The following is a 25,876-nucleotide window of genomic DNA, read 5'->3' on the forward strand; positions in this document are numbered from 1 at the left end:
ATGGCGCCCCAGCAACCTGATGAGTTCTCCCGATCCCTCGCGAACGAATCGTAATCCCATTGATGAGCAGATTCGGCAGTTTAGCCTGGGCCAATTTCGTTCGATGGGGCTGCTGCACACCATTGGGTATGGAATTCTGCTGCTGGTTCTCATGGACGTGTTCGTGCTGCTGATCCCGCCGCGGCTGATGAATCCCACCTGGGAATTTCAAACCTTTGGTCAATGTGTGGAGCGCCTCCCCGTGTTGTTTCTGGGGTTGGTTCTAATTTTTATTGGCGAAAATAACCCGCGTGCGCCCCTCGAAAGGATGGTGGTGCGATCGCTATCCTGGGCAACGCTATTTCTGTCCATTATCTTTTTCCTCTTGGTTCCCCCCGGCATTTTTAACACCATTCGCATTGATCAGGCCAATGAGCAGACTGCCAATTTGGAACTCAGTCAGCGGCTGTCGCAGATTCAGCAGGTGCAAAATCAGGTGGAGCAGGCCGATAGCGCCACAGAACTCCAGCGACTCTCAAGGATCCTGCGCAATAGTCCGGAACCTCCGACTACCGCTTCCCCAGAGGATCTATCCAACACGCGACAGGAGTTGTTAGCGGTGCTGCAAAATCAAGAACAGCTGCTCATTGCGGACAGCGATCGCGACCTAAGAAATCAGCATCGCACCCTGGTAAAGCAGTCCTTCAAGTGGAACGTGGGTGCAGTCATTGCCGGAACCCTGTTGGCGCTCACCTGGGTCAACACCCGCTGGGCCAGATAGGGGGACAAGGTTAGCCGCAGCCATCTCCCCTGGGAAGGGATGGAAAACCTGGATTTCCTATCCACACCCAGACCAAGATCAAAACCAAGGCCAAGACCAAGGCTAAATTCGGTCAGATCAATCTCTACTTCATTTACTGCCCCAAAAAATATCATGACCGTTCTGACTCCAGAGAGTAAAGTCGTTGCAGCCCCTAATCAGGTTTCCTCCGAATTAGCGGGGGAGTCGGTTATTTTAAACTTACAGACGGGGCTTTACTACGGACTCAATGAGGTGGGAGCTTATATCTGGCAAGCAATCCAGTCTCCCAAAACCATTGCTGAAATTTGCCAGGCGGTGATGCAAGAGTACGACATTTCCACTGCAGATTGCGAGGCGGACGTGCAAGATCTCCTCAAGGATCTACTGGCCGCCAAACTGGTAGAAGTCCGTCCTCCCGGCCCAGAAGACGCTCCCTAAGGTCCCTGTCGTCATGCTCGATCGACTCCAGCGCGCTGTTTTGCTCCTTCAGACGTTCCTGCTCCTGCTGATCACACGCCTGGGGTTAGCCCTGTTATCCTTTCAAACCCTGCGGGCGCTGCTGGAAAAACTCAGTGGCCTGTGGCTCCTGAGGCGATCGACTCCCCCTAATCCGGCCGCGACTCCGGTAACCATTCGTCGCATTATCTGGGCTGTGGAAAAAAGCGCCAGGCTAATGCCGGGGGGAGCAAAATGTTTGGCGAAGGCGCTCGTCACGCAAACCTTACTGGAGCGGCAAGGCTGCGCCTGCGAATTTAAAATTGGCGTGGCAAAATCAGCCGAGGGCGCGCTGGAGGCCCACGCCTGGATTGAACACCAGGGATTTATCCTGATGGGGAACCTTCCCGACCTCAGTCGCTATAAATCCTTTCCCCCCTTGTAAACCCTCTGCTGGATTCCAGGACAGAGGTTTGTAGACTCTAAACGCCGTTGCATGCACTCTGTCAAATCTGTTCCCTCTGCCAAACTTGATCCCTCTGGGGCCAGCCCCACCTTGCTGTTAGTGGATGGCCACTCCCTGGCATTCCGGTCCTACTATGCCTTTGCCAAGGGGCAAGAGGGCGGGCTGCGTACCTCCACTGGCATTCCCACCAGCGTTAGCTACGGATTTCTTAAGAGCTTCCTAGAGGCGGTGGAGCAAACCCAGCCGGACTACTTAGCGATCGCCTTCGATCTAGGAGGCCCCACCTATCGCCATGAGGCCGATCCCGATTACAAAGCGGGCCGGGCCGAGACGCCCGAGGACTTCATTCCAGATCTGGAGAACCTGCAGGATATCTTAGCGGCCCTCAATTTAAAAACCGTCATTGTCCCAGGGTACGAGGCCGATGACGTGATTGGAACCCTGACCCGTCGTGCCCAACAGCAGCACTGGCAGGTCAAAATCCTCAGCGGCGATCGCGATTTGTTTCAGCTGGTGGATCAAGAGGGGCTCGTCACGGTTCTCTACCTAAGCAGTGCTTACGGACGCCCCAGTCGCAAGGCTGTGGCCCATGAGATGGGACCGGTGGAAGTGGAGGCAAAGATCGGGGTGCGGCCAGACCAGATAGTAGACTACAAAGCCCTTTGCGGAGATAGCTCTGACAATATCCCCGGTATTAAGGGCGTGGGGCATAAAACCGCCGTTCAGCTGCTGGCGCAGTTCGATACCCTGGCGGGCATTTATCAATCCCTCGATCACATCAAGGGATCCCTACAAAAAAAGCTGATCGCCGGCCAGGAGGCCGCCCTGCATTCACAGTTTCTCGCCCAGATTCACCTCGATGTTCCCATCCCAGCCGCCCTGGAGGATTTTGCCCTCTGCGGCATCAATCGGGAGACCTTAGTGCCCCTGCTCCACAAGCTTGAATTCCAGTCCTTGCTAGATCAGATCCATACTCTAGATCAGTCCCTCGCTAGCCCAGACAATAGCGATCCGGAGGAGGACTGGTTTTTCACTGCCGCCGACACGGAGGCAGCGCAGCAGGACACGCTTCAGCCTCTGCTTGTGCAAACTGAAGACCAATTGACGCATCTGGTGAAGATCCTCCAGGAGCAGCGCGATCCGACTCGCCCCGTGGCCTGGGATACCGAAACCACCTCCCTCTCGCCGCGAGATGCCGCCCTGGTGGGGATTGGCTGCTGCTGGGACGCATCTCCCGAGGCCGTTGCCTACATCCCCGTGGGCCATCAGTCAGGATCGCAGCTGGCCCTGGATACGGTTCTGAGCGCCCTGGATCCAATTTTGAGCGACGCCCAATATCCCAAGGTGTTTCAAAATGCCAAATACGACCGTCAAGTTCTGAAATTCCAGGGAATTCAGCTTCGAGGCATCGTATTCGACACTCTGTTGGCCAGCTATGTGATCAATCCTGAGCAGCCTCATAATCTCTCGGATTTGTCCTCCCGCTATTTGGGGCTAAGGGCGCAAAAATATGCCGAAACGGTGCCCAAGGGCCAAACCCTTGCGGATTTATCCATTGCCGCTGGAGCACAATATTGCGCCCTGGATGCCTATGCCACCTACGGTTTGGTTCCAGCCCTTAGGGCTGAACTGGATCAAATCCCGGCCTTGCGATCGCTGTTTGCAGAAGTCGAACTTCCCCTGGAGCCTGTTCTGGCAGACATGGAAACCTGGGGAATCCGCATTGACCGGGACTATCTGGTTCACCTGTCGCAACAGATCGAAGCGGACCTGGAACGCATTGAAACCCAAGCCCACACCGCCGCTGGAGTCTCCTTCAATCTGGGATCGCCTAAACAGCTGAGCACCCTGCTGTTTGACACCCTCGGCCTGGATTCCAAAAAATCCCGCAAAACCAAGCTGGGCTATTCCACCGATGCGGCCACCCTTGAAAAATTGCGGGGCGATCATCCAATGATTGATCTACTGCTGGAATACCGCACCCTGGCTAAACTTAAATCCACCTACGTGGATGCCCTGCCCGCGCTGATTCGTCCCGATACCCAGCGAGTTCACACCGACTTTAATCAGGCCGTCACCGCCACCGGACGGCTGTCCTCCTCGAACCCAAACCTGCAAAATATTCCCATTCGCACCGAGTTTAGCCGCCAAATTCGGGCTGCCTTCATTCCCCAAGATGGCTGGATCCTGGCCTCCGCTGACTATTCTCAGATTGAACTGCGGCTGCTGGCCCATCTGAGCCAGGAGCCGCGACTGATTGAAGCCTTTCAAACGGGGAAGGATATTCACCAACTGACCGCCCAACTGCTGCTAGACACCGAAGCGATCACCCCCGACCAGCGGCGGATCGGGAAGATTATCAACTTTGGAGTGATTTACGGCATGGGCGCACGGCGGTTTGCTCGCGAAGCCGATGTGAGCTATCGCGAAGCCCAGGGATTTATTGAGCGATTTTACGCCAGATATCCGGGCATTTTTCAATATCTCAAGCGCATGGAAGCCCAGGCCGTGAGCCAGGGCTACGTGGAAACCTTGCTGGGTCGCCGTCGCTACTTTGAGTTTGACAGCCGCGCCCTGAAAGATCTTAGACACTTGCCCCTGGAAGATCTGCTCAGCCTAGATCTCAGCAGCCTGAAGATGAGTAATTATGACCGCGCCCAGCTTCGAGCCGCCGCCAATGCGCCTATTCAGGGATCGAGTGCTGATTTAATTAAAAAGGCCATGGTGACCCTGCACCCGCAGATCAATCCAGACCTTGCGCATTTGCTTATCCAGGTCCACGACGAACTAATTTTTGAGCTTGACCCTGATCACCAGGACACCCTTCTCCCGCTCATCCGCTCCACCCTGGAGCAGGCAATGCCCCTGCAGGTTCCCCTGGTGGTTGAGATGCATACGGGCCAAAACTGGATGGAGGCGAAGTAGGATTGCGCTGACCTGCGCTGGGGGTGTCCCCAGTTTCACCGCAGTAAACCGTGGCGCTGCCAGAAAATTTGCAGGCGCGTATACCAGGGCCATTGGTAATGCTCCGCCAACAGCCACAGCCCAATCCAGCCGTGGCCAATGAGGGTGGCCACCATCCAAAAGGGGGGAATCCAGGCCCCGCGGCTGTAAGCAGCCACGGGAACAATGGCCATCGCCAAGCCCAGAAGCGTAGGCGGCAAGATCATAATGGCCAAGGCCACAGCCCACAGCCAAAGGGTGAGTGGCATCTCCACCTGCGGCAGCGATCGCCAGTTGTCCCCCGTCCACTGCCAGCGAAGTGATTGGGGAAAATCCTCGATACTGAGGGTGGGACGCTGCACGGGCGGCGGCGGGACTTCCAGGGAAAAAATATGATGGCAGAAGCTACAGCTTACGGTTTCCATCAAGGCCATCGCGTTTAAATGGCCGTGGCGACAGACCGGACAGACCTCATAGAGCGTCCGAGGACGAGAACGGTTTCGCTTGCCCAGTTTGGATAATCCAAGCATGTGTTTTCTTAGAACCCCATCAAAACGAACGCCTACCTTGCAGCCGCAGCCGGTACTCCGTAACTCAATCCTAAATCATTGCTCCTCGACCCTAAAATCCTCGACCCTCGATACAAAAAAGAGGCCCCGCTCCACAGGAGAGCCAGGGCACACGAGTCTTCCGGAAGGATTAATGGGGAAGGACCGCAAGGCGAGCCTGCCAGAGTCCAAGCTGCGCCGCATCAATCAGAAGACCTCATCAATCCAGGGATGATCTTAAGGGGTGATCTCAATAGAGTGATCTTAAGGAACCTTCGACCCTGACCGCCCTCCAGGCGTCATGGAGGCCGTCGTCAAAGCCTTGGGAAATTTTTAAATCGCGTTGAGAAAAGGACGGAAAACCCAGGTTGATTCCTAAAGAGACTGGGTCTCTGTGCGGATTTGCGCGAGCAGGTGATCAATTTGGGACTCCAAAGAGAGGTAGGCTGCCCTTTGATGGCTGGAATAGGGCAGCTTTGCTGCGGTAACCTGGCGATCATCGGGCTGATCCTGGGGATGGGTCACCGCCGCTTGCGCTCTAGAAGACTCAACTTGGATACTCATTACACAATTGATAAACAACAGGTTCTATGAAGTTCAGTATAGTAGCGCCAGTCTCTTAATCAGATTATGGTTCCTGTGTCAATTTTTAGATTGGATAGGGAATTCTGATGGGTCTGCCCCGCCGATCTAGAACCGCCGCAGGGACAGAGCGCGGTCAGGGTAAACTATAGAGACTGGAGCATCCACTTAGAACCTGAGGCCTTTGGGTTCTGGCAAGGTCCCCCAATATTTTTCATCGAGTTTGCAGAGCCGTTTCCATCGTGATTGACAGTTTATCAATGCCCACCCAGCGGGCCAACGGTTGGCCTGGGTTGATTGAGGCCTACCGCGCCTACCTGCCGGTCTCGGACCAAACCCCTGTGGTGACGCTCCACGAGGGGAATACCCCCTTGATTTCTGTTCCCGCCATCGCCTCGGAAATCGGCAAAAATGTCAAGGTCTTTGTGAAGTACGATGGCTTAAATCCCACGGGCAGCTTTAAGGATCGCGGCATGACCATGGCTATTTCCAAGGCCAAGGAGGCCGGATCAGCAGCTGTCATTTGCGCCAGCACCGGCAATACTTCGGCGGCAGCCGCAGCCTATGCCCAGCGGGGCGGACTGAAGCCCGTCGTCTTAATCCCAGATGGCTACGTGGCCATGGGCAAGCTGGCTCAGGCGCTGCTGTACGGGGCCAAAGTTGTGGCGATTCAGGGCAACTTCGATCAGGCCCTGGAAATTGTGCGGGCGATGTCCGAAACCTACCCAATTACCCTGGTTAATTCTCTCAATCCCTATCGCCTCGAAGGCCAAAAAACAGCGGCCTTCGAGGTCGTGGATGTTTTAGGAGATGCCCCAGACTGGCTTTGCATTCCCGTGGGCAATGCGGGCAATATCACGGCCTATTGGCGCGGCTTTAAGGCCTATTTTCAGGAAAACCGGGCCAGCCATTTACCCAAAATGATGGGATTTCAAGCTGCAGGGGCAGCACCGCTGGTGCTGGGGACCAGGGTCTATGAACCGGAGACCCTGGCCACGGCCATTCGCATCGGCAACCCTGCGAACGAAGCCCTAGCCCTGCAGGTGCGTGAGGAAAGCCAGGGGGAGTTTAATGCCGTCACCGACGCCGAGATTTTGGCTGCATACCGCATGCTGGCGGCTCAGGAGGGCATTTTCTGTGAGCCTGCGAGCGCGGCCTCCGTGGCCGGGTTACTCAAGGTGAAGGACCGCGTGCCAGCCAATGCCACGGTGGTCTGCGTCTTGACGGGAAATGGGCTCAAGGATCCAGGCACGGCCATGGAGCAAGACGGTCAATCCTTCCACCAAGGCGTTCCAGCTCAAATGGATGCAATCGCTGAGATCATCGGTATAGGCTCTTAATCAGGACTCAGCAGAAACTTATTTCGGAAAGACCTTTATTTTTTGCGAAATTTAGCTATACTTTTACCTCGTATGAGCTATCGATCCCCCCGTATAGCTCATACAGGTCCTCGAAATGGCAACTTATCCCGAAAGGTTAAGGCGCAAATTCGTAAGTCTACGTCCTAATCTGCTGTTTTTAGGGTAGGACTGTACGGATGCCGAAGGGACTCTTACTCTTTTAGGCCGATCAGCACGCAGCGCGGCTACCTCTGATACCGTTGCATTGGTGGAGGCGGCAGCTTCTCCCAGGAGGTCTTCCCCGGATGCATGGAGAGCTTGAAGAGCACCCTTAAAAGCCTGCCCTCACAGTGGCCGGATTGAACCTGATTTAAACCTGATTTAAAACGGTAGTTCGAACTGTTCAGCCTCGCCTGATACGGGAGGGGGCTCCTGGCTATGTCCTTTACGCAACCCTACGGCAATTTTGCTGTGTTTCTCGATTTGGCGCAGCACCTGCCTGGCACGTTGAATCACCTGGGGGGGCAATCCGGCTAGGCGTCCTGCTTCAATGCCGTAGGATCGACTGGCTCCTCCGGGGGCAACTTGATGCAGAAAAATAATTTGATCGGGCATGGCTTTCACCGTGACCTGATAGTTGGCCACGTTGGGCAGCAGGGCTGCTAACTCATTGAGTTCGTGGTAATGGGTGGCAAAAATGGTTCGCGCCTTAACCTGATGGGCCAGGTATTCCGCCACGGACCAGGCAATCGAAAGCCCGTCAAAGGTGGCCGTGCCTCGACCAATCTCGTCAAGGAGCACCAGCGATCGCGCGGTGGCGTGGTTCAAGATATTGGCGGTCTCGTTCATCTCCACCATAAAGGTTGACTGACCGGTGGCCAGATCATCCACGGCTCCCACACGTGTAAAAATGCGATCGCAGAGGCCCAGATGGGCAGCCGCCGCAGGGACAAAGCTGCCCATCTGCGCCATGAGCTGAATCAGGCCCACCTGGCGCAGATAGCAGCTTTTTCCGCTGGCATTGGGACCGGTCAAAATCATCAGGTCCGCCCCGCCCTCAACGCTATGGCCCAGGGCTGTCCCATTGGGCACAAAAAAGCCGGAGGGAAGCGATTGCTCCACCACGGGATGTCGGCCTGCCTCAATGGCCAGGTGCCGATGGTCCTCCAGGACGGGACGACAGTAATTTTGGTAAAGCGCCACTTCGGTCAACCCCGCCAGCACGTCCACAGCCGCAATCCGCTGCGCCACGCAGCGAATCAGCTGGGCGTATTCCCCTACCTCGGCGCGCAAATCCACAAAAATCTGATACTCCAGCTCAAACAGCTCGGCCTGGGCATTAAAAATGCGGGCCTCTCGCTCCTTCAGCTCTGGCGTAATGTAGCGCTCTTCATTGGTTAGGGTCTGCTTGCGAATATAGGCGGCGGGAACCTGGTCCGCCTTGGCCCGCGACACCGCCAGGAAATAGCCGAAGGCCTTGTTAAATCCCACCTTTAGCGTGGAAATTCCGGTGCGATCGCGCTCTTCTCGCTCCAGGTTTGCAATCCACTGTTGATCGGCGTCCACTTGTGCCCGCAGCTGATCCAGACCAGTATGGACACCCGACTGAATTAAATTCCCCTCCGTCAGGCTCAAGGGGGGATTCTCCACCAAATGATCCAGCAGTCGCTGCGCCAGGGCTTCTAGAGTGGGGGGCACTTGCTGGATCTCGGTTAAGAAAGCGGTACTGCAATCTGCCACCCGGTGGGCCAAATCCTGCAGGCGCTCCAGGGAATCTGCCAGGGCCACCAGATCGCGGGCATTGGCCGTCCCAGATCCGGCCCGCCCAGCCAGCCGCTCCAGGTCATAGATATTCTGCAGCAGGGTTTGCAAATCTTGCCGCAGCAGCGGCCCTGCCATCAGTTCGGCAATGGTATCCTGTCGAGCTGAAATCTCCTCTAGATTTAATAACGGCTGCATGAGCCACTGGCGCAGGAGTCGGCCGCCCATGGCGGTGCGGGTGCGGTCTAAGGCCCACAGCAGGGACCCGTGATAGGTGCCGTCGCGCGTCGTTTGGGTCAGCTCAAGATTGCGGCGGGTTTGGTGATCCACAATCAGAAACTCGCTCAGGCTATAGGATCGCAGCAGTTGCAGCGGCACCTGAATTTCTTTTTGGGTGGACTCCAGATAGGCCAAGAGCCCTCCTGCTGCTCGTACTGCCAGGGGCAAACTTTCACAGCCCAATCCCTCCAGGGATCGCACCCTGAAGGTTTGCAGGAGACGCTGGCGGGCCTCAGCCAGCACAAAGGATCCCTGGGATCGCAGGGTATAGCAGAACTGCGGCGGTGCCCCTGGCGGAAGGCGATCGCATTGCTCTCCGGGCCGGAGCATCTGCTGTAAATCCGGAGCATCGGTCGGGAAAATCACCTCGGAGGGCTGTAGCCGCAGCAGCTCCTGAAACAGCCCCTCGCAATCGCTGCCCTGGGTCGCTAAAAACTCTCCTGTCGAAATATCCGCATAGGCCAGTCCCCAATGCTTACCCACGATCACAAAGGCCGCCAGGAAATTATTTTGGCGAGCCTGCAGGAGTCCTTCCTCCAGCACTGTACCGGGCGTAATCACCCGGGTCACCTCTCGCCTTACCAGTCCCTTGGCCAGGGCTGGATCCTCCACCTGGTCGCAGATGGCCACGGAATAGCCCTTTTCCACGAGCTGACGACAGTAACGCTCTAGGGCATGGTGCGGAATGCCCGCCATGGTGGCTCGCCCCACGCTTTTGCCACACTCTTTGCTGGTGAGTACCAGCTCTAGGGCCTTCGCAATCGTGCAGGCATCCTCAAAAAATGTTTCATAGAAATCGCCAACCCGATAAAGCAGAAGGTTTTGGGGATATTCGTCCTTAATGTCCACATAGTGACGCATCATCGGCGTCAGCGCCTCTCGATCCACCGCCTTACGATGCTGAACATGCGCTGGATTTTTCCCCAGTCTTGGCGATGGGGGAGTTGACCCTGCAACAGGAACTTGGGACATGGTGAGTACTCAAACAATGAAGCCAACATGAAGGCGCGATCGCCTCGATCTTGATTAACAACCTACCAAGAATCTGGACTTGAGCGCCCCCTAGCCCCGCCGTCTAAGCCAGGGGGGCACCATAATGACGAGGGCGCCAAAAAATCAGAAAAACTTATCCGTAAAACGCAGGTTTATTGCCTGTTAAGAAGCATGGACCGAAATTCTAGCTAGATTGAGTCCTGAAAATCTGGAACAATCTTGACCTAGGAGAAATTAATGCGCATTTATACTTATTAAGCTTGGTTTTAGTCTTTTTTATCCAGTTTTAATGGGACATGCCACCCTCTAGAATCCCTGCGTGCGGTTGTGATAAGTAATCTCAGGGGAAATCGCAAAAACTTATTACAAATCCCGTACAGTAAATCAACCCAAAGAACGCACAAATCTGAGTTTTTCCCGTAGTATCAAAAATGTGCATAGCCGTTTCCATTAATTGAGAGGAATATCGAATGGCAACTTACAAGGTCACACTCATCAACGAAGCAGAGGGTTTAAACACGACTATTGAGTGTCCTGAGGACGAGTACATTCTTGACGTCGCAGAGGATCAAGGGATTGATCTGCCGTTCTCTTGTCGTGCGGGTGCTTGTTCCACCTGTGCAGGAAAGGTTACATCCGGTACTGTTGACCAATCCGATCAGTCCTTCCTGGATGATGATCAAATCGAAGCCGGGTTTGTTTTAACTTGCGTTGCTTATCCCACCTCCGACTGCACCATTGAAACTCACCAAGAGGAAGCGCTTTACTAGACGTGATCGCTTATGGCAGATGCGGTGGAAATCGCCAGCGCAGGACCGTTTTCCCCTGCAGCCAGGCGCAGATCCCCTGATCAAGCATTGTAATTTGAATAGACTGTAGGTGGATCTTTGAGACGATCCTGTCCTACGGTCTATTTTTTTGCCCCCTCTATCGGTCCGTCGCCATGCAGCCTGTTGACTACCTTCGCATCAGCTTGATTGATCGCTGCAACTTCCGCTGTCAATACTGCATGCCTGACGGAGAATGGCTCCAGAGCTTGAGTCAGGGCGAGTGGCTCACGGCCCAGGAGATTCAAAGCTTACTGGAGCAGGTGCTCATTCCCGTGGGCTTTAGACGATTCCGGCTGACTGGGGGTGAACCGCTCCTGCGGCCCGATGTGGTGGAGATCGTGGATCGGATTGCTCACCTGCCCCAGGTGCAGGATCTGGCGATGACCACCAATGGCTTTTTGCTGTCTCAATACTGCCAGGCACTCCACCAGGCTGGCCTCAAGCGCCTCAATATTAGCCTGGACACCTTAAATCCCCAAACCTTTCAAGCCATTGTCCAGCTGCAACCGGAACAGCTTTGGGCCAGGGTTTGGGAGGGCATTCAGCAGGCCTACGCCACGGGATTCAATCCGCTCAAGCTCAACGTTGTGGTTATTCCAGGACTCAATGATCACGAGGTCCTGGATCTTGCCGCGTTAACGCTGGATCGGAACTGGCATGTGCGGTTCATTGAATTTATGCCCATTGGTAACGCCACCCTCTTCACCGCGCGCCAGTGGATTCCCTCCCAGGAACTGCGGCAGCGCATCCGCGATCGCTGGGGCCTAGAGTCGGGACAGGTGCTGGGCAATGGGCCCGCGGATGTGTTCCAAATTCCGGGTGCCCAAGGTACCCTGGGGTTCATCAGTCAGATGTCCGAGTGCTTCTGCGATCGCTGCAATCGCATGCGGCTCTCCGCCGATGGCTGGCTACGCCCCTGTCTTCTCAATGAAACAGGACAGCTGGATTTAAAAACGCCCCTGCGGGCCGGGGTGTCTTGGGGCGAACTGCAGCAGCAGGTGCGGGATCTGCTGGCCCTTAAACCCGAAATTAACTACAAAGATCGCGGGTCTGGTACCGTGGGGGCCTACACCAGAACCATGTCCCACATTGGCGGCTAAGGCTCAAGGGTTAGGCAAGCAGCAGATCATCGCATTCTCGGCGTCCCTTACAGCAGGGAAACGGGCTGCGATCGCTGGAAGGACTGCCACAGCTCAGACAGATAGAGCACCACGCAGGCAATCTTCAGGAGATCTAAGCCCCAGTAGAGCAGATGCATGGCATTCATCGCCGTTGGTTGACCCTCCGACGCAAGATCCACGGCAAGTCCCAGGCCGGCCATTTCTGGCACCAGATAGTAAAAGTAAACCAGGGGAATGGTGAAAAGCAGAGCACAATAGAGACTAAAGCGTCCTTGATGCAGGATTTGTCCCTGGCGAATCAGCACCAGGCCCCCCGATAGCATCAAGGCCCCGACCACCAGTTCAACGCTGTTGAACTGATGAAAAATATTAAACCCGGCGGAAATAAAGTCCGCGGAGGTCATCATGCCGGCCTTGGATAAGGTGGGCATGATAATCACATCCAACAGCAGGCTGGCCCCGAACCACAGGGATAACAGCAAGCTCAGTCCATAGATCCAGCGCAAGCTGCGACGATAGGCTGTGCTGTCAAAGGCTTCAATACTGAAAGAAAAAAGGCTTCGCATGGGTCCGTTCTCCGCGCACGATCACTGACCTCAGCCTAAATCGGGACGTTACGGTTGTCTGGATTTTGCAATAAATATCAATTTTTGGTTTCCAGAACAATGCGGGAAAAGCAAAGGCTCCGAAACATCGCGTTGCTCCAGGGCTGGGTTAACCATTGTTGCAAGAGTTGGGCAGATTGCTGGCTGGACGCCTCTGGGGTTAAGCCCAGATAGTGACTCGCGCTGTGGTGAGAATCGCGGCGAATAATTTGGGCCAGCTTGTCAGCATTCTCTAACAGCTTTTGCAGCTGGGTTTGGACGTTATTAAGGAGGTCCGTGTTGCGGAAGTTGCTGAGGGATTCGGCCACTAAGTCCTCGCGGTGCTGTAGCAAAATTGCGCGCGATCGCATCGGCACCGGTAAATCTTCAAATACAATAACCGGTCCATAGCCGATGAAATGGAGAGCGCTAACCCACTTGGCATAGCCACCGAAAAACTGCTCCACAATGTGAAAGGCCAGAGCGGAAATGATTGTCCCCTGACTATGGGCCATGACCATCACCTCAGTGCCCTGACGAATGGCCTGAATGATTTCGTAGGCCAGGCGCAGGATGGCGCGGGGCGCACCCGCCGGAAAATTTCCGTAGAGATAGAGAGATAAATCCTCAAGATTCATCGAGTTGAGTAGCGGTAGTCGCTTCAACAGGCTAAAGTCAAACCCCAGTTGATTGGCAATAGCCTGGGGCAGGCTTAGGGCCGAAGACTGGGACTGGATTTGCTGAAGAATATCGCAATCGAGGGGCAGCGGCTGCATCTCCAAAAGCTGTTCAACCAGAGCGGCATAGGCCCGCAGGCGCTTTTGGACGGCCTCCGTGCGTCGACTTTCCCAGGTTCCAAACAACTCTGCTTTCCCCAGCAGGCATTCCAGCATGTCGTTTTGAAACCCCTGGGTGCTATTGTGCACACCGATGATATCCAGGGGCGCCTCCACGGTCATCCAGGCCAGGGCCTCTAGGTCGCGATGCTGCTTGTCTGGTGTACTCATCACGCCATTGACGTGGATCAACTTTTTGGCTCGTCCCTGGGGAAGGACACCGGGATAGGTCAAAATATGGCCATCTTGGGATCCACTGGCTGCAGAAGGACTTGATGAGGTCATGATTTAGGACACTTAGCGCATCATTCCCATCGTATGTTTCCAGAGCAGCTCCTTACGCAGAATTTCCAGGGCACGGCGATCGCTTCCCTCAAATAAATCGCTCACCTGCTCCAGCACCTGCTCCACCAGTTGAGACGCAAACAACCCGCCAGAGCGCAGCAGATGGCTATAGTAGGACAATTGCGGCTGCTGATCCTCATTACGATGAAAGGCGTACACCTCATTGGCCGCCATTGTCCAAACCGGGGTATTTACAGGAACCACCGTGGCTGGAATTCCCTGATTGCCATAGGACTGCTTGCCCGCCGTATTCAAGGTTCCAATCAGCACCGTCCACAGCAGCACATGGGTTTCTTGAATCAGGTCCGGTGTAAAAAACGGGTCAGGGTTGCTCACCAGCCTCGGCCCCGTATTCAAAAACGCCGGATTAAACAGCTGCGAATTATAAATGAGGCCCACGGCCCAGTGGCGATCTTCGGTCTCCAGCTTCACGAAGGATCCAAAGCCATAGTCATCGGCTTGGGGCGGATCCACCACGTCCATTTCATCATCCAGCTGAATGATGTAGTCGCAGTGAGAGTTAGATCTAACAACTTTTCCCAGCCGCATGGCGCCCCTCGTGACTTCGCCTCCTTCCTAAACACCGCGTTAGTTATAACCTCCTTCGGGGTGCCGCGCCACGACCCATAGGTAAGGCCGTCGCTAGCGCCGATTAAACTTGTCATATCCTCTGAATCCAAGTTTCAGAGGATATGACAGTAGCCAGACTCCCCACCCTGCGCAGCGAGGGGGCACCGCTAGCCTTCACCGTAGACGCCGAGTCCCTAGGACATGCCCTGAATTAGAAAGTCAAAGTAGGGAGCAATTTCAGCGGCTTCCTCATCGCTTAGCAAAGACAGAGAGACATCCTTCAAACACCGCATGGCTTCCGCCATGCCAGGCATGGGAACGCCCAGGGAATTGTACATTTCCCGAGCGCCAATCAGACCAATAGATTCAATGGGTTCCTTGTCTCCGGCCAGCAATCCATAGGTGACCAAGCGCAGATACCAACCATAGTCTCGCAAACACTGAGCGCGTTCTCGACTGCCGTAAGCGTTTCCGCCAGGAGAAATAAAGTCGGGTCTTTTCTTCCAGAGTTGGTTACTGGCCTGGTCGACAATTTTTTTCTCATTTTCGCTCAGGGTGGTGGCAATTTCCATCCGCATTGCCCCGGTTTTAAAGAATTCAGAGAGGTTACTCAATTCCCCAGCGCTGGGATAACGCAGCTCGTCATCTGCCTGAAGCAAAACTTGACTGACAACACTCATGATATTTGGGTCACCTTTTAATATGCATGTGTAGTGCAATGGGCTTTACCTTGGCTGAATGGGAATGGCCCAGTTCAACCCCACAACCAAATTCACCACGCACTCTAGTTTAACTACGGGTTGGAAGCTCAATAAAGGTAAAACACCCGTGAGCGATACAAAGCTTAACGATATGGGCCACTAAGCTAATTCCAACCCGACAGACAATGATTGTTTTAAAAACGCAAGGGTTTAAATCCTGCGAGCAACCGTTTCCAGAACAGATCTTCAACAGATCTTCCGGCAAGCGGCTTCCCACCGTCGTCTGGCCTAGCGCAAGCCGCCCTGCCGGACGAAAGGGGCGCTCAGCTCGGCTCTGGTCTTTTTAGTCTTTATTTAAATACTTGCTGAACTGCTGCAGCGCGGCGGGCAGGATATTTTTCAGGGCCCAGGCGGCTGCAATGAGAAGGGGAGCTAAAACAATTAGTACGCGCAGATCCATAGCAACTCTCTCTTGTTGTAAAGCGTTTTAAGATTATGACATGCGATCAACCCCACAATTCATCCCATTGTGAGTGAACTGCGGGTGATGGCCCCGGCAGGACGTCCCTGCGGAACGGGGGGACCCGCCTGGGGAGTTTCAAACCGGTGAAACACTATCCCATAGGCATTATATTTCTTTTCAGGGTCCTTAGAAGGGTCAAATTCTCTAAAAAATCAACCCTGATGCAGGCGCCGACTAGGCGACCCTGTTCAGCTGCCGGAGCAAATGCAGGTGCTTGTGCAGGGGGGTCAGGGTATGGGCGGCAATCATGCCGCTGGCGGCCACTGCAGGCACCCCAATCCCTGGGAAGTTGGAGTCGCCACAGCAGTAGAGCCCCGGCAGGGGCATGGCGGGTCCGGGAAAGGTGCCTTGCCCAGCAGCGATGGCGGGTCCATAGCTGCCGCGGTGGCGGCGTAAAAATCGGGCGTGGGTGAGGGGAGTGCCCACTAGGGTCACCTCGCAGCGCTGACGGATATCGGGAATAATGCGTTCCAGAGCTTGCCACATCACCTGCGATCGCTGCTCCTTAAGACGGTCATAAACTGGGCGCTCTAATCCTTGCCAAGGCTCGTAGGGCTCGGTGGCGGGGGTGTAAACATGAATGTTGTGCTTGCCAGGCGGTGCCAGGGTTGGGTCCAGCAGCGATGGAATGGAAATGGCCACCACATTTTGCTCTGCGCTCACGCCCCTGTCCCAGTCATTGACCACAATGTAATGACAGTCCAGGTGAGGGGGCAAGTTAGCCGCATCAATCCCCAGGTGCAGGTGCATAAAGCTAGGAGAGACAGGGGTGGCCTGGCGCCGTTGGCGAAACCTTGGGGAAATTGCCTCGGGGGGAATCAGGCGCAGGGTATCCCAGATGGAGGCGTTGGAAATGACGGCCCGCCGGGCTCTAAGTTGCTCTCCGCCGCGCAACTGCACGCCCACGGCGCGTTGCCCTTCCACCAGCAGGGTTTCTACATGGCTGTTGTAGCGAATCGATCCGCCCTGTTTGGTGATTCCTCGGCATAGGGCCGCCACAATTGCTCCGCTGCCGCCCTTGGGGTAATCAAGCTGCACCTGGGGACGATACCATTCGGCGAACATGAAGGCCATTTCTGCACCGATGGTGCCGCTGGCTGGCAGCCCCGAAAGCAGAAAACTCAGCAGATCGAGCCAGTTCAAAATAAACCGATCGCGCACCAGGGGTTGCACAATTTCACTGAAGGGTCCAGTGAGCTGCTTGGCGTAGCGCGCATACTGCAAAAAGGCCGGAGCATAGCGTCCCAGGGAAAAGACAACGCCAGGGTTCGCACGAAAGGCTGCGGTGGGAATGGCGATGGCTGCTTCACCCAGGGGCTGCATCACCCGCTGCAGCGATCGCCACTGTTGCACCGCCTCCTTGCCGCGCAGGTTTGCCAGAATCTCGCAGAAGGCATCAGCTCCAATCTTGGCTGAAAAGTTGCCCTCAGGTAAGCAGCAGCCCCAGGCATCGTAGTTTACCCAGTCCAAATCTTCCCCGATGGCATCGAGGACTTGCCGCAGCGGATTGCTGGAGGGACTGTAGGAGAGACCGGAATAAAGGGAGGGACCGGAGTCAAAGCAGTAGCCCTGACGCTGGAAGGCATGGGCGGCCCCTCCAGGCAGCGCATGACTTTCACACACGAGCACGTCGAAGCCGTAGTGTGCCAGCAGGGCGGCGCAGCACAGTCCTCCAATCCCGCTCCCGATCACGATAATTTCAGCGGTTGACACCCTCTTTCATCCTCCTGGCTCCGAGAAGATTGCGTCCTGTTGGATGACGGGATCACAACAGAAATGGGGTCCATTCTGTATGCACCCCATCTCATTACGGTATAGCGTTTAATTCAAGGTCTTTGCAGGATTAGGTGGGCAGATCCCTAGGATCTGGAAAGCCCATCATCCTCCCCCTAGCGCACCACATCAATGGCGACCGGTGCCCGTCCAGCGGAGATCAGGCCAATTTGACCAGCCGCAGCCTTGCTCAGGTCAATTGAGCAGTTGCAGCGATCGTTGACGCGCACTGTGACAGCCCGACCATTGTTGAGGTTGGTCACCCGCAGCACGGTCCCGAAGGCGTAGTAGGGATGAGCGGCTGTGTAGTCCCAGGTGTTAAAAACTTCGCCGGACGCGGTGAGCCGACCCTGATAGTAATCGCTGTAATAGGTTGCAGTTTGTGCGAAGGCTGCCGTCGGCATGAAGGTTAGGGCAGCGATCGCGGTGGAGGAGAGTAGCTTTTTAAGCATTTTTACTTATCTAAACGACTAAGCTCGACTTACCCTAGCAAGCCCCGATCCCCCTGTCAAAGCGCACCCGCTTCGCCTGTTTTGCCGCTAGGGGAACAAAGTCGAAAATTATGCAACATCCCAGACGAACTTGTGTTCAGAGGTTTAAACCACCTAGCAAACGTAATAAAAATTGATATTTATGTTACGAATCCATGACCTTCATGCTGTCTTCCGGCGCTTGACCCTCCTCTCTATGGATCTGGTATGAGCTAGCCCATTCCATCTGACTACCCGGAAATCAGCGCCCAGGGCTCCGAAATTGCAGGGTACTTTAATCAGCCTTCGTTATGATTGGCTGTGATTTTATTAAAAAACTTGATTCGTGCTCCCGGCTCAGCGCGCTTCTAGCAGGCTCACGGGGGGACAACCATTCAATTGAGGGCCGTTTGCTGTCAAAAAAATCAGCTGAGAAGGATTCAGCTGAACCCTTTCCTGGACTTTTTGTGCGATCGCCAAAAAATGGGCACCGGCTTTCTAGAAGCCGCTGTGCCCATCTGAGATCCTCAGGGTAGGAAGGGGTTGCCTTAGGGGCGTCGTAGGGTCGGAGCGACGCCGGGGCTGGGTCGATACTGATAGCCAAAGGTGGACTGGTCAGAGTCATCTAGAATCTGGGGCGTCACGAGGACCACCAGTTCAGAGCGCTCACGGGTTTTATTTTCATCCCTAAACAAGCGACCTAACAGCGGGATATCGCCAAGAATGGGGACTTTAGAGATATCCACTCGGTCTTGATCGCGAATAATGCCCGTTAAGACCATGGTTTGGCCATCGCGTAGGCGCACCATTCCTGTTTCCAAGCGTCGCTGCTGGAGCAGAAGGGCCTCTGATCCGCCGTCTTCAAAACTTCGGCCAGAGGGCGAACTCACCTCGGGAGAAAGGCTCAAGGAAACAAAGCCATTGTCATCAATGCGATCCACGGTGACATTGAGGATGACCCCAGCATTTTGGATGATTGGCTTGCGAGTTTGGGAGCGGGTTTCCGCGCCGCTGGCTGAAGCATCCGAGGTGTCAGTCACTTCAAACCCTGAGAAAATTTGCTCCGTGAGATTCACCTGGGCAGAGCTGCCTTCTTGCACCATCAACGTGGGGTTGGTGAGAATTTTGGCGTTATTGTTAGTCACCTCTGCAAAGATGGTGCCGATGAAGGTGTCGGTGAGGGTGGTGACCACATTCGCGGGGGAGAGTACCGCAGCGCCACTTCCAAAAATGGCTCCAAAGGCGCGGCCCGCACCATTATTGAGCACGCCAATGCCTAAGTTATCATTGGCCCTAAATTGCAGGTCTGCGTTAGAGAGTTTTCCATTGAGCAGGTTCACATCCACAAACTTGACATTGACCGCTACCTGCCGCTTGCGGACGTCAAGCTGAGTCAGGAGCTGGCTGGCAATTTCAACCTTGCGCGGTGTCCCAATGAGGGTAATGGAGTTGGTGCGAGAATCGGCGACCGCTTCCAGACCCGTTAGCAGAGTCGATCCCCCCTGCCCTCCGTTGGCCCCGTAGGACTCCAGAATTTCCTTCGCGCCGGTGCCCTCAATTTGATCTTCCGTGACTGTGGATCGGTTAATGGCGGTTTCGGCGGTTGCGCCACTATCGCTATCTGAAGAAACGTTACCGCCGGTCTGCGCCTCAGTTTGGATGGAGGTGGAATAGGTGGTTTTGGCCGTAGCGCGCATTTGATTCAGGCGCAGGGTCCGGACCACGCGATTTTGGGCATCGCCGGGAAGCTCTTTGCCCACGAATACGGTTTGGCCGACGCGATTGGCCTGCAGACCGGTGAGACGAATCACGTAGTTAAAGACATCATCCACGGATTCATTTTCAATATCGAGGGAAATGGTGGGTCCCCCTTCTGCTTCACCCGACTCTGCAAAGGCCACGTTCAGTCCAGAGGCTCGACCGAGCAGCGTTAACACCTCGCGAGCGGGAGCGTCGCGCAGCAGCAGCTTGGGAATAATTTGAGCGCTCCCCAGTTCAATGCGCTCGGGGTCAGCGTTGATGGCACCCACGCTAATATCGCCAACGGGGGGGGCGGAGGCTCTCGGGCGGTTAGGGGGGACCGGGTTTGCAGACTGGCCCGAGGGAGCTTCTTGAGCCCCCAGGGAGGGGCGATCGCCTGCGGCGGTCAGTTCAGCGCCGCGCTCAAAGCTCATCACCAAAATGCCGTTGGTGGCTTCCCGGCGGGTAATGTCTAGAATCGGCGCTGTTCCTTCCCCTTCGACCACAATGCGAACGGTGTTCGCATCGAGCTGGGAAACCTGCAAGCGTCGCAGGCCTGCAGTGGGCTCCGATTCTGAGAAGCTATTCCCCGACACAAGGCGCAGCTGACTGTTGCTAATGTCAACGATGGTGCTATTGCCGCGGTTCACGCTAAAAATAGGCGGACGGCTATTCCCACGCACTTGAAGATCGAGCTGCACCCCATTGGCGGTTGGCGACAGCCGAAGATCGGTAATTTCTGTCTGCGCCGCATGGGCCGGCTGAATGACCGCAGTGGAGGCGGCTAGGCCTGCGATCGCAAACGCTGCTGTTCCTTTAAACCCGTTCACCCGAAAAACCTCATTTAACACTGTATTTACCCTATAGTTACCGTTTTACAACTCACGATTGTCGGCCACTCCAACGGGATTGCGGTATCGCACCAGCAGAGACTGGAGAAGACCGAAAGACTGGATCGAAGCAATTCAATCGCAGGAAAGGCTAGTTTGGCTGATCCTGATTTTGCTTGGCTTGCTCAGCTTGCTGCTGGGCAGCGGCGGCCTCCTCAGGCGTCAAGGGAACATAGGCGTATAGCTGGAAGCTAGAACTCACCTCCGGTTCCACTTGAAAGCTTTGGTCGTCGTTTTTGCCCACTTCCATCTTGAGTTCCTGGACCACCAGAACCGTTTGCAGACGATCGATGGCCTGCATAATTCTGAGCGTTTGGTCAAAGGTGCCCTGAAAGGAAACATCGGTGACCTGACGCTTGAGCTTATAGTTCAGCTCTGGACCCAGGCTTCCGTCTGCGACCACCCCAGAGGCCTCATAGTTGGGCGTAAACTTCATCAGTTGAGCATTGCTGGTGGAAATTACCCGATTGAGGTCCAGCAACAGCGTATCAAGGGCCTTTTGGCTTGAAAATAACTCCCGAACCTCTTCCCGCTTGTCCTTCACCTGGTTCAAGGACGCCACCAGCTCATCCAGCCTGCGCACCGAGGCTTCTTTTTGGGAGAGGTCTAGTTCCTTCTGAGCAATGGCCTCCCGCGCCTGCTGATTCTGCTCTAGCTGCGGTCCCACTAGCTGCACGCCAATGTATCCCGCCAGGGCCACTCCCCCAATCGCGGCCAGAACGCCCAGCACCTGAGGAGTCAGGGTCACCCCAAAGGCAACGGGATAAGAGGGGGTGTCAAAACCATCTTCCATAAACGCTCCTGTGGTCATGGCTTGATCACTCCTTGTCTTTTTAGGGTTTCAATGCGAGCGACTAGACCCGCTGCACCATGCTGACGCAGGGCCGTAAGCAGCGATTCGGCCGGGGCATCGTTAATCTGGGTATCAATGTCATATTCAACCAGTCCGCCACTGTTTTGTTGATCTTGGCGGGTGGCATTCTTGAGCCGAGTATTGGCCGCGCTCTGGCTGAGATAATTGGACTGGCGCAGGGTGAGAACAAAATCGTTCACATCTCCAAAGGAGATGGCGGTCCCCTTCAAGCTCAAACTGCTGGTTGCACCGGCAGGGGCTGAGGGGGCACCCTCTGCGGCTTGCACGGGTGCGGGCTTAGACTGAGTGATGGCGCTAATTTGCAGGGTAGAGGGGACGCGATCGCGCAGGTCGGCGAGCATCGCGGACCAGGGCTTAATTTGATTAAAAACCTTAGCCAGGGCATCGGTTTCAGCCTGCACCTGATCCAGCTCTTGCTGCAGCTGTTCCACTTCCTGCAGTTGGGGGCCCAGCCGGGCAATGTCCTGATTGAGCTCCTGCTCCTTATCCGCCAATTGCTGGTTCAAAAATCCAACGACTCCAAAGGCGCCAAAGGCGATCGCAATGGCAGCAATTCCAATCCCCAGACCCAAAAACATCGGCGTCTTGTCGTCTTGAATCCGGGTGGGAGCGGTGGGCAGATCGGGAGCAAACTCATCCCGATCGTTCAATAAATTAATGTCTATCCAATACATGGTTTAAGCCTCCCGTAACCCTAGGCCCATGACAATTCCAAATCCTGATCGCTGATCCTCAGGAATCATATCCACATTTTGCAATCCCAGGGATTCTACCGGATCAATGAGCGAAGCCGAAATTCCCAGGCGTTGTGCCATGAAGGCATCGATTTGCCCGAGGACTGCGCCCGGACCAGAGAGGAAAACCTGCACCACTTCCAGGGATTCTCCCTGGTTCAGGTAAAAGTCGATGGATCGACGCAGCTCATCGGAAAGCCCCCCCAGCACCCGCAGCAGGGCAGCTGAGCTAGGGTTTTCGTCAATGCCGGTGATGGTATCTTTGATGTCGCTCACCGGAACGGTCATGCTTTGCAGCAGGTCATTCCCCATGGACAAGGGCAGGTTCATGGCCCGACTCAAGGCGCTCTTCATCTGCTGGGTGCCCACCGGAATCTTGCGATTAAACTGGGGCACACCGTCCATCACGATGCTAATTTCTGTGCCGTCAGCATCGATATTCACCAGGGCGATCGCTTCACCGGACACAAACTGCAAGAGCTGGCTGCGAATGGCGCGAATCATGGCAAAGCTGCTCACTTCCAGCACCTGCAGATCCAGGCCCGCCAGCTGGAAAATTTCCAGGTAGGCATTGGTAATCTCCTTGGGCGTGGCGACGAGCAGCACTTCCACTCGTTCAATCCCGTCCTCGTCAATTTCCGTGCCCAGTTGCTGAAAGTCAACATCGGCCTCTTCGCGGGGAAAGGGCAGATAGAGGGCTGCTTCCTGGTTGAGAACCATATCCCGCAGCTCGTAGTCATCCAGTTCGGCGGGCAGCCGAATTAAACGAATGACGGCCTCGCCCACGGGAATGGCGCTGGCGACCGCTGTTCCCTTGATGCCGTTTTCATCCAGAAGGGCACGCAGGGCCTCGGCGATGGTCTGGTAGTCCAGAAATTGCCCGTCCTGCATGGCCCCTTCGGGCATGGGACCGCAAGCAAACTGGGTAACTTTGTACCCTTGCTTCTGGGATTGAAGCTGCACGACATTAATCTGATCCGCCGTGAGTTCAATACCAAGTCTTGGTTGTTTTTTAGAAAAGAAGTTAAGTAATGGCACAGCAGTGGTGTCCGTTGATAAGCACGACCATCTGATTGAATGAATTGATTGTAGAGTCAATCCTGTACGGATAGTACCCAAATCCTGAAGGGGGATGATCATACTCCAGAAGGAGAAAAATAGATTTGTAGATCTGGAGATTTTTTGCAGTCGCTCACGAACGGTTATAAAAGCTCTTCTCATCTCAAAAACAGCTTAGGGATCTTTATGAGGGCAAGGTTGGCATCAGGGCTAGCAATGAGAGGCCAGGAGAGGCAAACATTTTCAAGAAGGCTAAAAAAACATTTTTCGCTGATCGAAGAATTAGACAGACTGGGCACACTAGAGGTGTGATTGAAGTTCTCCATCAACTCAGTGAGGGTCACTCCTTCTGTGGACTGAACGAGAGGAGTTGGTAAAGACATGAGCAAGATCGGATGAAGCTAAATCAAAAACCCTTTGTCAGATCTTGAGTTACTTGCAGAGAAGGCATTGGATTGATTCATGCTTCACTCAACCTACATTTATGAACTCTTGAGAATTAAGACCCTCAACCCCATCGAGATGAGTAAACCTGGCATGCGCAAGAGTCTCTCTTCCCTTATTCCTCAAAAAACATCAGATAGTGGTTTTGCCTTACCGACTGTAATTGGAATGGGATTGATTGTTTTGTTGGTTGCTCTGACGGCAGTACTGCGGGCTCAAGATGATCGCACTGTATCCCAAAGCAAACAAGAGACCTCAAGAAGTCAGCTCGCAGCTGAAGCGGGAGTAACCAAAATCCAAGCTTTCATGAATCGGTATCGGTCCATGGCCAAATACAATGCTTGTAATGGCGATGATTGGGCCAGTGACGGCAGTTGCAATAATACTGGAACCACTGCCGCAGACGCGAGTTGGGGGAATCCAAACCTCATTCCTCATCTAAATGCTTCTTGTGGCACTGGAACCCTTGCCGACAGTAGAACGGCTCTCAGTAATTGGACGACGACAAGCTGGCAACTTGTAGATTCAGCGGATCCTGCAAAGGGAGAATATCGTCTTCTGCGCTATGAGAGCAACGGGACTTTAACGGTAGAGGGTGCAGTGATGCGCGGCGAACCGGGAGAAAGTTTCTCCACCGTTACAGTTCGAATTCCCGTGTTCGATATTTTAAATGAACAAGTTGCAGGTTTGTGGGTCCAAAATACGATTTCTGGAAATCCTCGCATGGATTCTGATGTGGTGGGTCCTTGCACAGGAAGTTTAACAGCTTCACCGCTGAATGGAAAAGCCATTATTCGCTCTCAGCTGACAATGCCACCTGCGCCATCAATACCAGCTAAAGTCGACCATGACAGTAACCCTAGCACGCCTGACGTGTATCCAACCGGTGTATACGAATTCAGTAGCATTAACAGCGGCGTTCCGGGAACAAATTCGGGATCCGCGATTGGTAAGAAGTTACCTCGGCTAATTTCCAATAATAATGGGGCAACAGCTGACGATCAGCCTGACTCTCTAGGAATATATAATTACATCATCAATAGTATTGATGACTCGTTTGAAATTGTCCCTGGCAAAGCGGTGAATATCTGGGTAACCGGAGATATCAACCTAGAGAATAAAATTTTAGTAAATCCATGTAATGACCCTGGCGCTGCATTAACCTGTGGCCCCTTCGATATCAGAATATATGGCACGGGTTCAGCCTTAACTCTGAATGAAGCAACCGTTGTCTGCGATGTTTTTTTCCATCTGCCCGGCTACGCTGCCAGCTTCACATCAGGAGGCACAGCCGAACGAGATTGTGGCAGTGGACAGAAGAGTACGGGGGTATATTGGCTTAATTCTTGGTCTGGAGCTGATGGAACTAACAGTGTTACAAGTCCACGCGCAACCTGGAAAGGGGCCTTAGATGCTACCAGCATCAGTGTTCCACCACCTCGAATAGGGCCGGTTCAGCGTTGGGAGCCGGAGTCTTGATATCTGTAGAAACCGTTGATAATGCTGATTTACTAAGAGTAGGCAAGAGAAATCAGGATTTCTAGTACATTATTAGTCGATACAACGGGTTGATTTTTCGAGTCCTACTTCTACTTCGTCAGTCTACTGACAAGTTTGTTATCAGCCATATGAGATAAGGATCAAGTAAATGTTTATGCGATTTATCAAGTTTTTAGCTCAATCACCAAGAAACTCTCAATCACCCAACCAAGGCTTTACAACAGTCGAGATTTTAGTAGGGGTATTGCTCTCTGCAATATTTATGGCTGTGGCAATGCAGGCGATCGCAGTGGCAGCAGCGCTCCGGGTAAAATCACAAGAGGCTAGCCAGGCCGCAAACTGGATTCAAGAGGATCTAAATGTTGTCTCTGCGCAAGCAAAGGCACTAGGTGGATACGACCCTGTCACTCAAAGTTATGCATCCGTTTCAACCAATCGTTGTGCTGCCACCACTGCAACTGATGGATACGCAGCACTTTTGCAAAATGAAGCCGATAATCATCCTGAAATTGCTGCACAAGACACAGTGATTGGTACAGATGATACGGATCCGAAGTTTAGCTCCATTGGCAATCGCCCTTATACCCTGAGAAGGCGAACTAGTATAGTGGCTTCAAATCCTCATGTTTTGCGAGTTCAGTACGACATTTACTCGGGCACTGATACCACAGTAGAACCCCTCCAAAGCTATTATGCAGAAATAATACCAGGGGTCGCCTTTGCCTGCAAACAAGTTTAACCCATGTCAAGGGAA

General features: G+C 54.2%; 23 protein-coding genes and 1 riboswitch. Of the genes, 9 read left to right on the forward strand and 14 right to left on the reverse strand.

What is annotated here, in order from left to right; genetic code table 11:
• The first annotated feature begins 19 nt into the window (after positions 1-19).
• The 4 genes from hpsJ-A (at position 20) to polA (ending at position 4,607) form a co-directional block, all read left to right on the forward strand.
• Entirely contained in the window at positions 20-760 is a 741-nt protein-coding gene (gene hpsJ-A / locus QQ91_RS00240; protein WP_166278480.1) for an HpsJ-like protein, cyanoexosortase A-associated, read from the forward strand.
• Positions 761-913: 153 nt separating this feature from the next.
• Positions 914-1,219, forward strand: coding sequence for a PqqD family protein (locus QQ91_RS00245; protein ID WP_166278483.1), 306 nt, complete (start codon positions 914-916; stop codon positions 1,217-1,219).
• 13 nt (positions 1,220-1,232) lie between these two features.
• A complete protein-coding gene (locus QQ91_RS00250; protein ID WP_166278486.1) occupies positions 1,233-1,661 on the forward strand; it encodes a lasso peptide biosynthesis B2 protein in 429 nt (142 codons plus the stop codon).
• 51 nt (positions 1,662-1,712) lie between these two features.
• Positions 1,713-4,607: a DNA polymerase I gene (gene polA, locus QQ91_RS00255; protein WP_166278489.1), complete on the forward strand. Its 2,895-nt coding sequence runs from the start codon at positions 1,713-1,715 to the stop codon at positions 4,605-4,607.
• Between the two features lie 35 nt (positions 4,608-4,642).
• Here the strand turns inward: polA and QQ91_RS00260 are convergent, their stop codons facing one another.
• The gene (locus QQ91_RS00260; RefSeq protein ID WP_166278492.1) at positions 4,643-5,155 is read right to left on the reverse strand and encodes a hypothetical protein; all 513 of its coding nucleotides are present in this window, start codon (positions 5,153-5,155) and stop codon (positions 4,643-4,645) included.
• A gap of 393 nt (positions 5,156-5,548) precedes the next feature.
• Complete coding sequence (locus QQ91_RS00265; protein ID WP_166278495.1) at positions 5,549-5,737, reverse strand: hypothetical protein; 189 nt, start codon at positions 5,735-5,737, stop codon at positions 5,549-5,551.
• A 278-nt stretch (positions 5,738-6,015) separates the two neighbouring features.
• On the opposite strand from QQ91_RS00265, the gene thrC reads away from it, so the two are divergent.
• Positions 6,016-7,095, forward strand: a complete 1,080-nt coding sequence (gene thrC, locus QQ91_RS00270; protein ID WP_166278686.1) for a threonine synthase — start codon at positions 6,016-6,018, stop codon at positions 7,093-7,095.
• A gap of 107 nt (positions 7,096-7,202) precedes the next feature.
• Positions 7,203-7,300, forward strand: a riboswitch (cyclic di-GMP riboswitch).
• 176 nt (positions 7,301-7,476) lie between these two features.
• On the opposite strand, the gene mutS is transcribed toward thrC, so the two are convergent.
• Positions 7,477-10,107, reverse strand: coding sequence for a DNA mismatch repair protein MutS (gene mutS, locus QQ91_RS00275; RefSeq protein WP_166278498.1), 2,631 nt, complete (start codon positions 10,105-10,107; stop codon positions 7,477-7,479).
• A 491-nt stretch (positions 10,108-10,598) separates the two neighbouring features.
• Here mutS and QQ91_RS00280 point away from each other — a divergent pair, with 491 nt between their 5' ends.
• Both QQ91_RS00280 and moaA read left to right on the forward strand, forming a co-directional pair.
• Positions 10,599-10,898, forward strand: coding sequence for a ferredoxin (locus tag QQ91_RS00280; RefSeq protein WP_166278501.1), 300 nt, complete (start codon positions 10,599-10,601; stop codon positions 10,896-10,898).
• Between the two features lie 173 nt (positions 10,899-11,071).
• A complete protein-coding gene (moaA, locus tag QQ91_RS00285; protein ID WP_166278504.1) occupies positions 11,072-12,058 on the forward strand; it encodes a GTP 3',8-cyclase MoaA in 987 nt (328 codons plus the stop codon).
• A gap of 47 nt (positions 12,059-12,105) precedes the next feature.
• Here the strand turns inward: moaA and QQ91_RS00290 are convergent, their stop codons facing one another.
• The 11 genes from QQ91_RS00290 to pilM all read right to left on the reverse strand — a co-directional run bounded on the left by QQ91_RS00290 (position 12,106) and on the right by pilM (position 23,157).
• Positions 12,106-12,645: a hypothetical protein gene (locus QQ91_RS00290; RefSeq protein ID WP_166278507.1), complete on the reverse strand. Its 540-nt coding sequence runs from the start codon at positions 12,643-12,645 to the stop codon at positions 12,106-12,108.
• 77 nt (positions 12,646-12,722) lie between these two features.
• Positions 12,723-13,784, reverse strand: coding sequence for a hypothetical protein (locus tag QQ91_RS00295; RefSeq protein WP_166278510.1), 1,062 nt, complete (start codon positions 13,782-13,784; stop codon positions 12,723-12,725).
• Between the two features lie 12 nt (positions 13,785-13,796).
• Positions 13,797-14,393 carry a DUF8166 family protein gene (locus QQ91_RS00300; protein ID WP_166278513.1) on the reverse strand — a complete coding sequence of 199 codons (597 nt, stop codon included), beginning with the start codon at positions 14,391-14,393 and terminating at the stop codon, positions 13,797-13,799.
• 215 nt (positions 14,394-14,608) lie between these two features.
• Positions 14,609-15,094 (reverse strand): allophycocyanin subunit alpha-B, encoded by a 486-nt coding sequence (apcD, locus tag QQ91_RS00305; RefSeq protein WP_166278516.1) that lies wholly within the window; start codon positions 15,092-15,094, stop codon positions 14,609-14,611.
• Positions 15,095-15,458: 364 nt separating this feature from the next.
• Entirely contained in the window at positions 15,459-15,575 is a 117-nt protein-coding gene (locus QQ91_RS00310; RefSeq protein WP_166278519.1) for a photosystem II protein Y, read from the reverse strand.
• A 237-nt stretch (positions 15,576-15,812) separates the two neighbouring features.
• A complete protein-coding gene (locus tag QQ91_RS00315) occupies positions 15,813-17,351 on the reverse strand; it encodes a phytoene desaturase family protein (protein WP_166278522.1) in 1,539 nt (512 codons plus the stop codon).
• A gap of 176 nt (positions 17,352-17,527) precedes the next feature.
• Complete coding sequence (locus tag QQ91_RS00320) at positions 17,528-17,863, reverse strand: septal ring lytic transglycosylase RlpA family protein (protein ID WP_166278525.1); 336 nt, start codon at positions 17,861-17,863, stop codon at positions 17,528-17,530.
• Positions 17,864-18,429: 566 nt separating this feature from the next.
• Positions 18,430-20,451 (reverse strand): secretin GspD/PilQ domain-containing protein, encoded by a 2,022-nt coding sequence (locus QQ91_RS00325; protein WP_166278528.1) that lies wholly within the window; start codon positions 20,449-20,451, stop codon positions 18,430-18,432.
• 151 nt (positions 20,452-20,602) lie between these two features.
• Positions 20,603-21,322: a pilus assembly protein PilO gene (locus tag QQ91_RS00330; protein ID WP_166278531.1), complete on the reverse strand. Its 720-nt coding sequence runs from the start codon at positions 21,320-21,322 to the stop codon at positions 20,603-20,605.
• Complete coding sequence (locus tag QQ91_RS00335; protein WP_166278534.1) at positions 21,319-22,059, reverse strand: PilN domain-containing protein; 741 nt, start codon at positions 22,057-22,059, stop codon at positions 21,319-21,321. Before QQ91_RS00335 ends, QQ91_RS00330 begins: the two co-directional genes overlap by 4 nt.
• 3 nt (positions 22,060-22,062) lie before the next feature.
• A complete protein-coding gene (pilM, locus tag QQ91_RS00340; RefSeq protein ID WP_250833211.1) occupies positions 22,063-23,157 on the reverse strand; it encodes a type IV pilus assembly protein PilM in 1,095 nt (364 codons plus the stop codon).
• A gap of 483 nt (positions 23,158-23,640) precedes the next feature.
• Between pilM and QQ91_RS00345 the strand changes: the two genes are divergently transcribed.
• Both QQ91_RS00345 and QQ91_RS00350 read left to right on the forward strand, forming a co-directional pair.
• Positions 23,641-25,101, forward strand: coding sequence for a hypothetical protein (locus tag QQ91_RS00345; protein ID WP_166278539.1), 1,461 nt, complete (start codon positions 23,641-23,643; stop codon positions 25,099-25,101).
• Positions 25,102-25,270: 169 nt separating this feature from the next.
• On the forward strand, positions 25,271-25,861 hold the full coding sequence (locus tag QQ91_RS00350) for a hypothetical protein (protein WP_166278542.1): 591 nt from the start codon (positions 25,271-25,273) through the stop codon (positions 25,859-25,861).
• Positions 25,862-25,876: the final 15 nt, after the last annotated feature.

The sequence above is a fragment of the Lyngbya confervoides BDU141951 genome, from assembly GCF_000817775.3.
In the GTDB taxonomy this organism is placed as follows: domain Bacteria; phylum Cyanobacteriota; class Cyanobacteriia; order Thermosynechococcales; family Thermosynechococcaceae; genus Lyngbya; species Lyngbya confervoides.

Coding starts and splice junctions, on each gene's coding strand:
- hpsJ-A (WP_166278480.1), top strand. CDS start 20: ATGAGTTCTCCCGATCCCTCGCGAACGAATCGTAATCCCATTGATGAG.
- QQ91_RS00245 (WP_166278483.1), top strand. CDS start 914: ATGACCGTTCTGACTCCAGAGAGTAAAGTCGTTGCAGCCCCTAATCAG.
- QQ91_RS00250 (WP_166278486.1), top strand. CDS start 1,233: ATGCTCGATCGACTCCAGCGCGCTGTTTTGCTCCTTCAGACGTTCCTG.
- polA (WP_166278489.1), top strand. CDS start 1,713: ATGCACTCTGTCAAATCTGTTCCCTCTGCCAAACTTGATCCCTCTGGG.
- QQ91_RS00260 (WP_166278492.1), bottom strand. CDS start 5,155: ATGCTTGGATTATCCAAACTGGGCAAGCGAAACCGTTCTCGTCCTCGG.
- QQ91_RS00265 (WP_166278495.1), bottom strand. CDS start 5,737: ATGAGTATCCAAGTTGAGTCTTCTAGAGCGCAAGCGGCGGTGACCCAT.
- thrC (WP_166278686.1), top strand. CDS start 6,016: ATGCCCACCCAGCGGGCCAACGGTTGGCCTGGGTTGATTGAGGCCTAC.
- mutS (WP_166278498.1), bottom strand. CDS start 10,107: ATGTCCCAAGTTCCTGTTGCAGGGTCAACTCCCCCATCGCCAAGACTG.
- QQ91_RS00280 (WP_166278501.1), top strand. CDS start 10,599: ATGGCAACTTACAAGGTCACACTCATCAACGAAGCAGAGGGTTTAAAC.
- moaA (WP_166278504.1), top strand. CDS start 11,072: ATGCAGCCTGTTGACTACCTTCGCATCAGCTTGATTGATCGCTGCAAC.
- QQ91_RS00290 (WP_166278507.1), bottom strand. CDS start 12,645: ATGCGAAGCCTTTTTTCTTTCAGTATTGAAGCCTTTGACAGCACAGCC.
- QQ91_RS00295 (WP_166278510.1), bottom strand. CDS start 13,784: ATGACCTCATCAAGTCCTTCTGCAGCCAGTGGATCCCAAGATGGCCAT.
- QQ91_RS00300 (WP_166278513.1), bottom strand. CDS start 14,393: ATGCGGCTGGGAAAAGTTGTTAGATCTAACTCTCACTGCGACTACATC.
- apcD (WP_166278516.1), bottom strand. CDS start 15,094: ATGAGTGTTGTCAGTCAAGTTTTGCTTCAGGCAGATGACGAGCTGCGT.
- QQ91_RS00310 (WP_166278519.1), bottom strand. CDS start 15,575: ATGGATCTGCGCGTACTAATTGTTTTAGCTCCCCTTCTCATTGCAGCC.
- QQ91_RS00320 (WP_166278525.1), bottom strand. CDS start 17,863: ATGCTTAAAAAGCTACTCTCCTCCACCGCGATCGCTGCCCTAACCTTC.
- QQ91_RS00330 (WP_166278531.1), bottom strand. CDS start 21,322: ATGACCACAGGAGCGTTTATGGAAGATGGTTTTGACACCCCCTCTTAT.
- QQ91_RS00335 (WP_166278534.1), bottom strand. CDS start 22,059: ATGTATTGGATAGACATTAATTTATTGAACGATCGGGATGAGTTTGCT.
- QQ91_RS00345 (WP_166278539.1), top strand. CDS start 23,641: ATGCTTCACTCAACCTACATTTATGAACTCTTGAGAATTAAGACCCTC.
- QQ91_RS00350 (WP_166278542.1), top strand. CDS start 25,271: ATGTTTATGCGATTTATCAAGTTTTTAGCTCAATCACCAAGAAACTCT.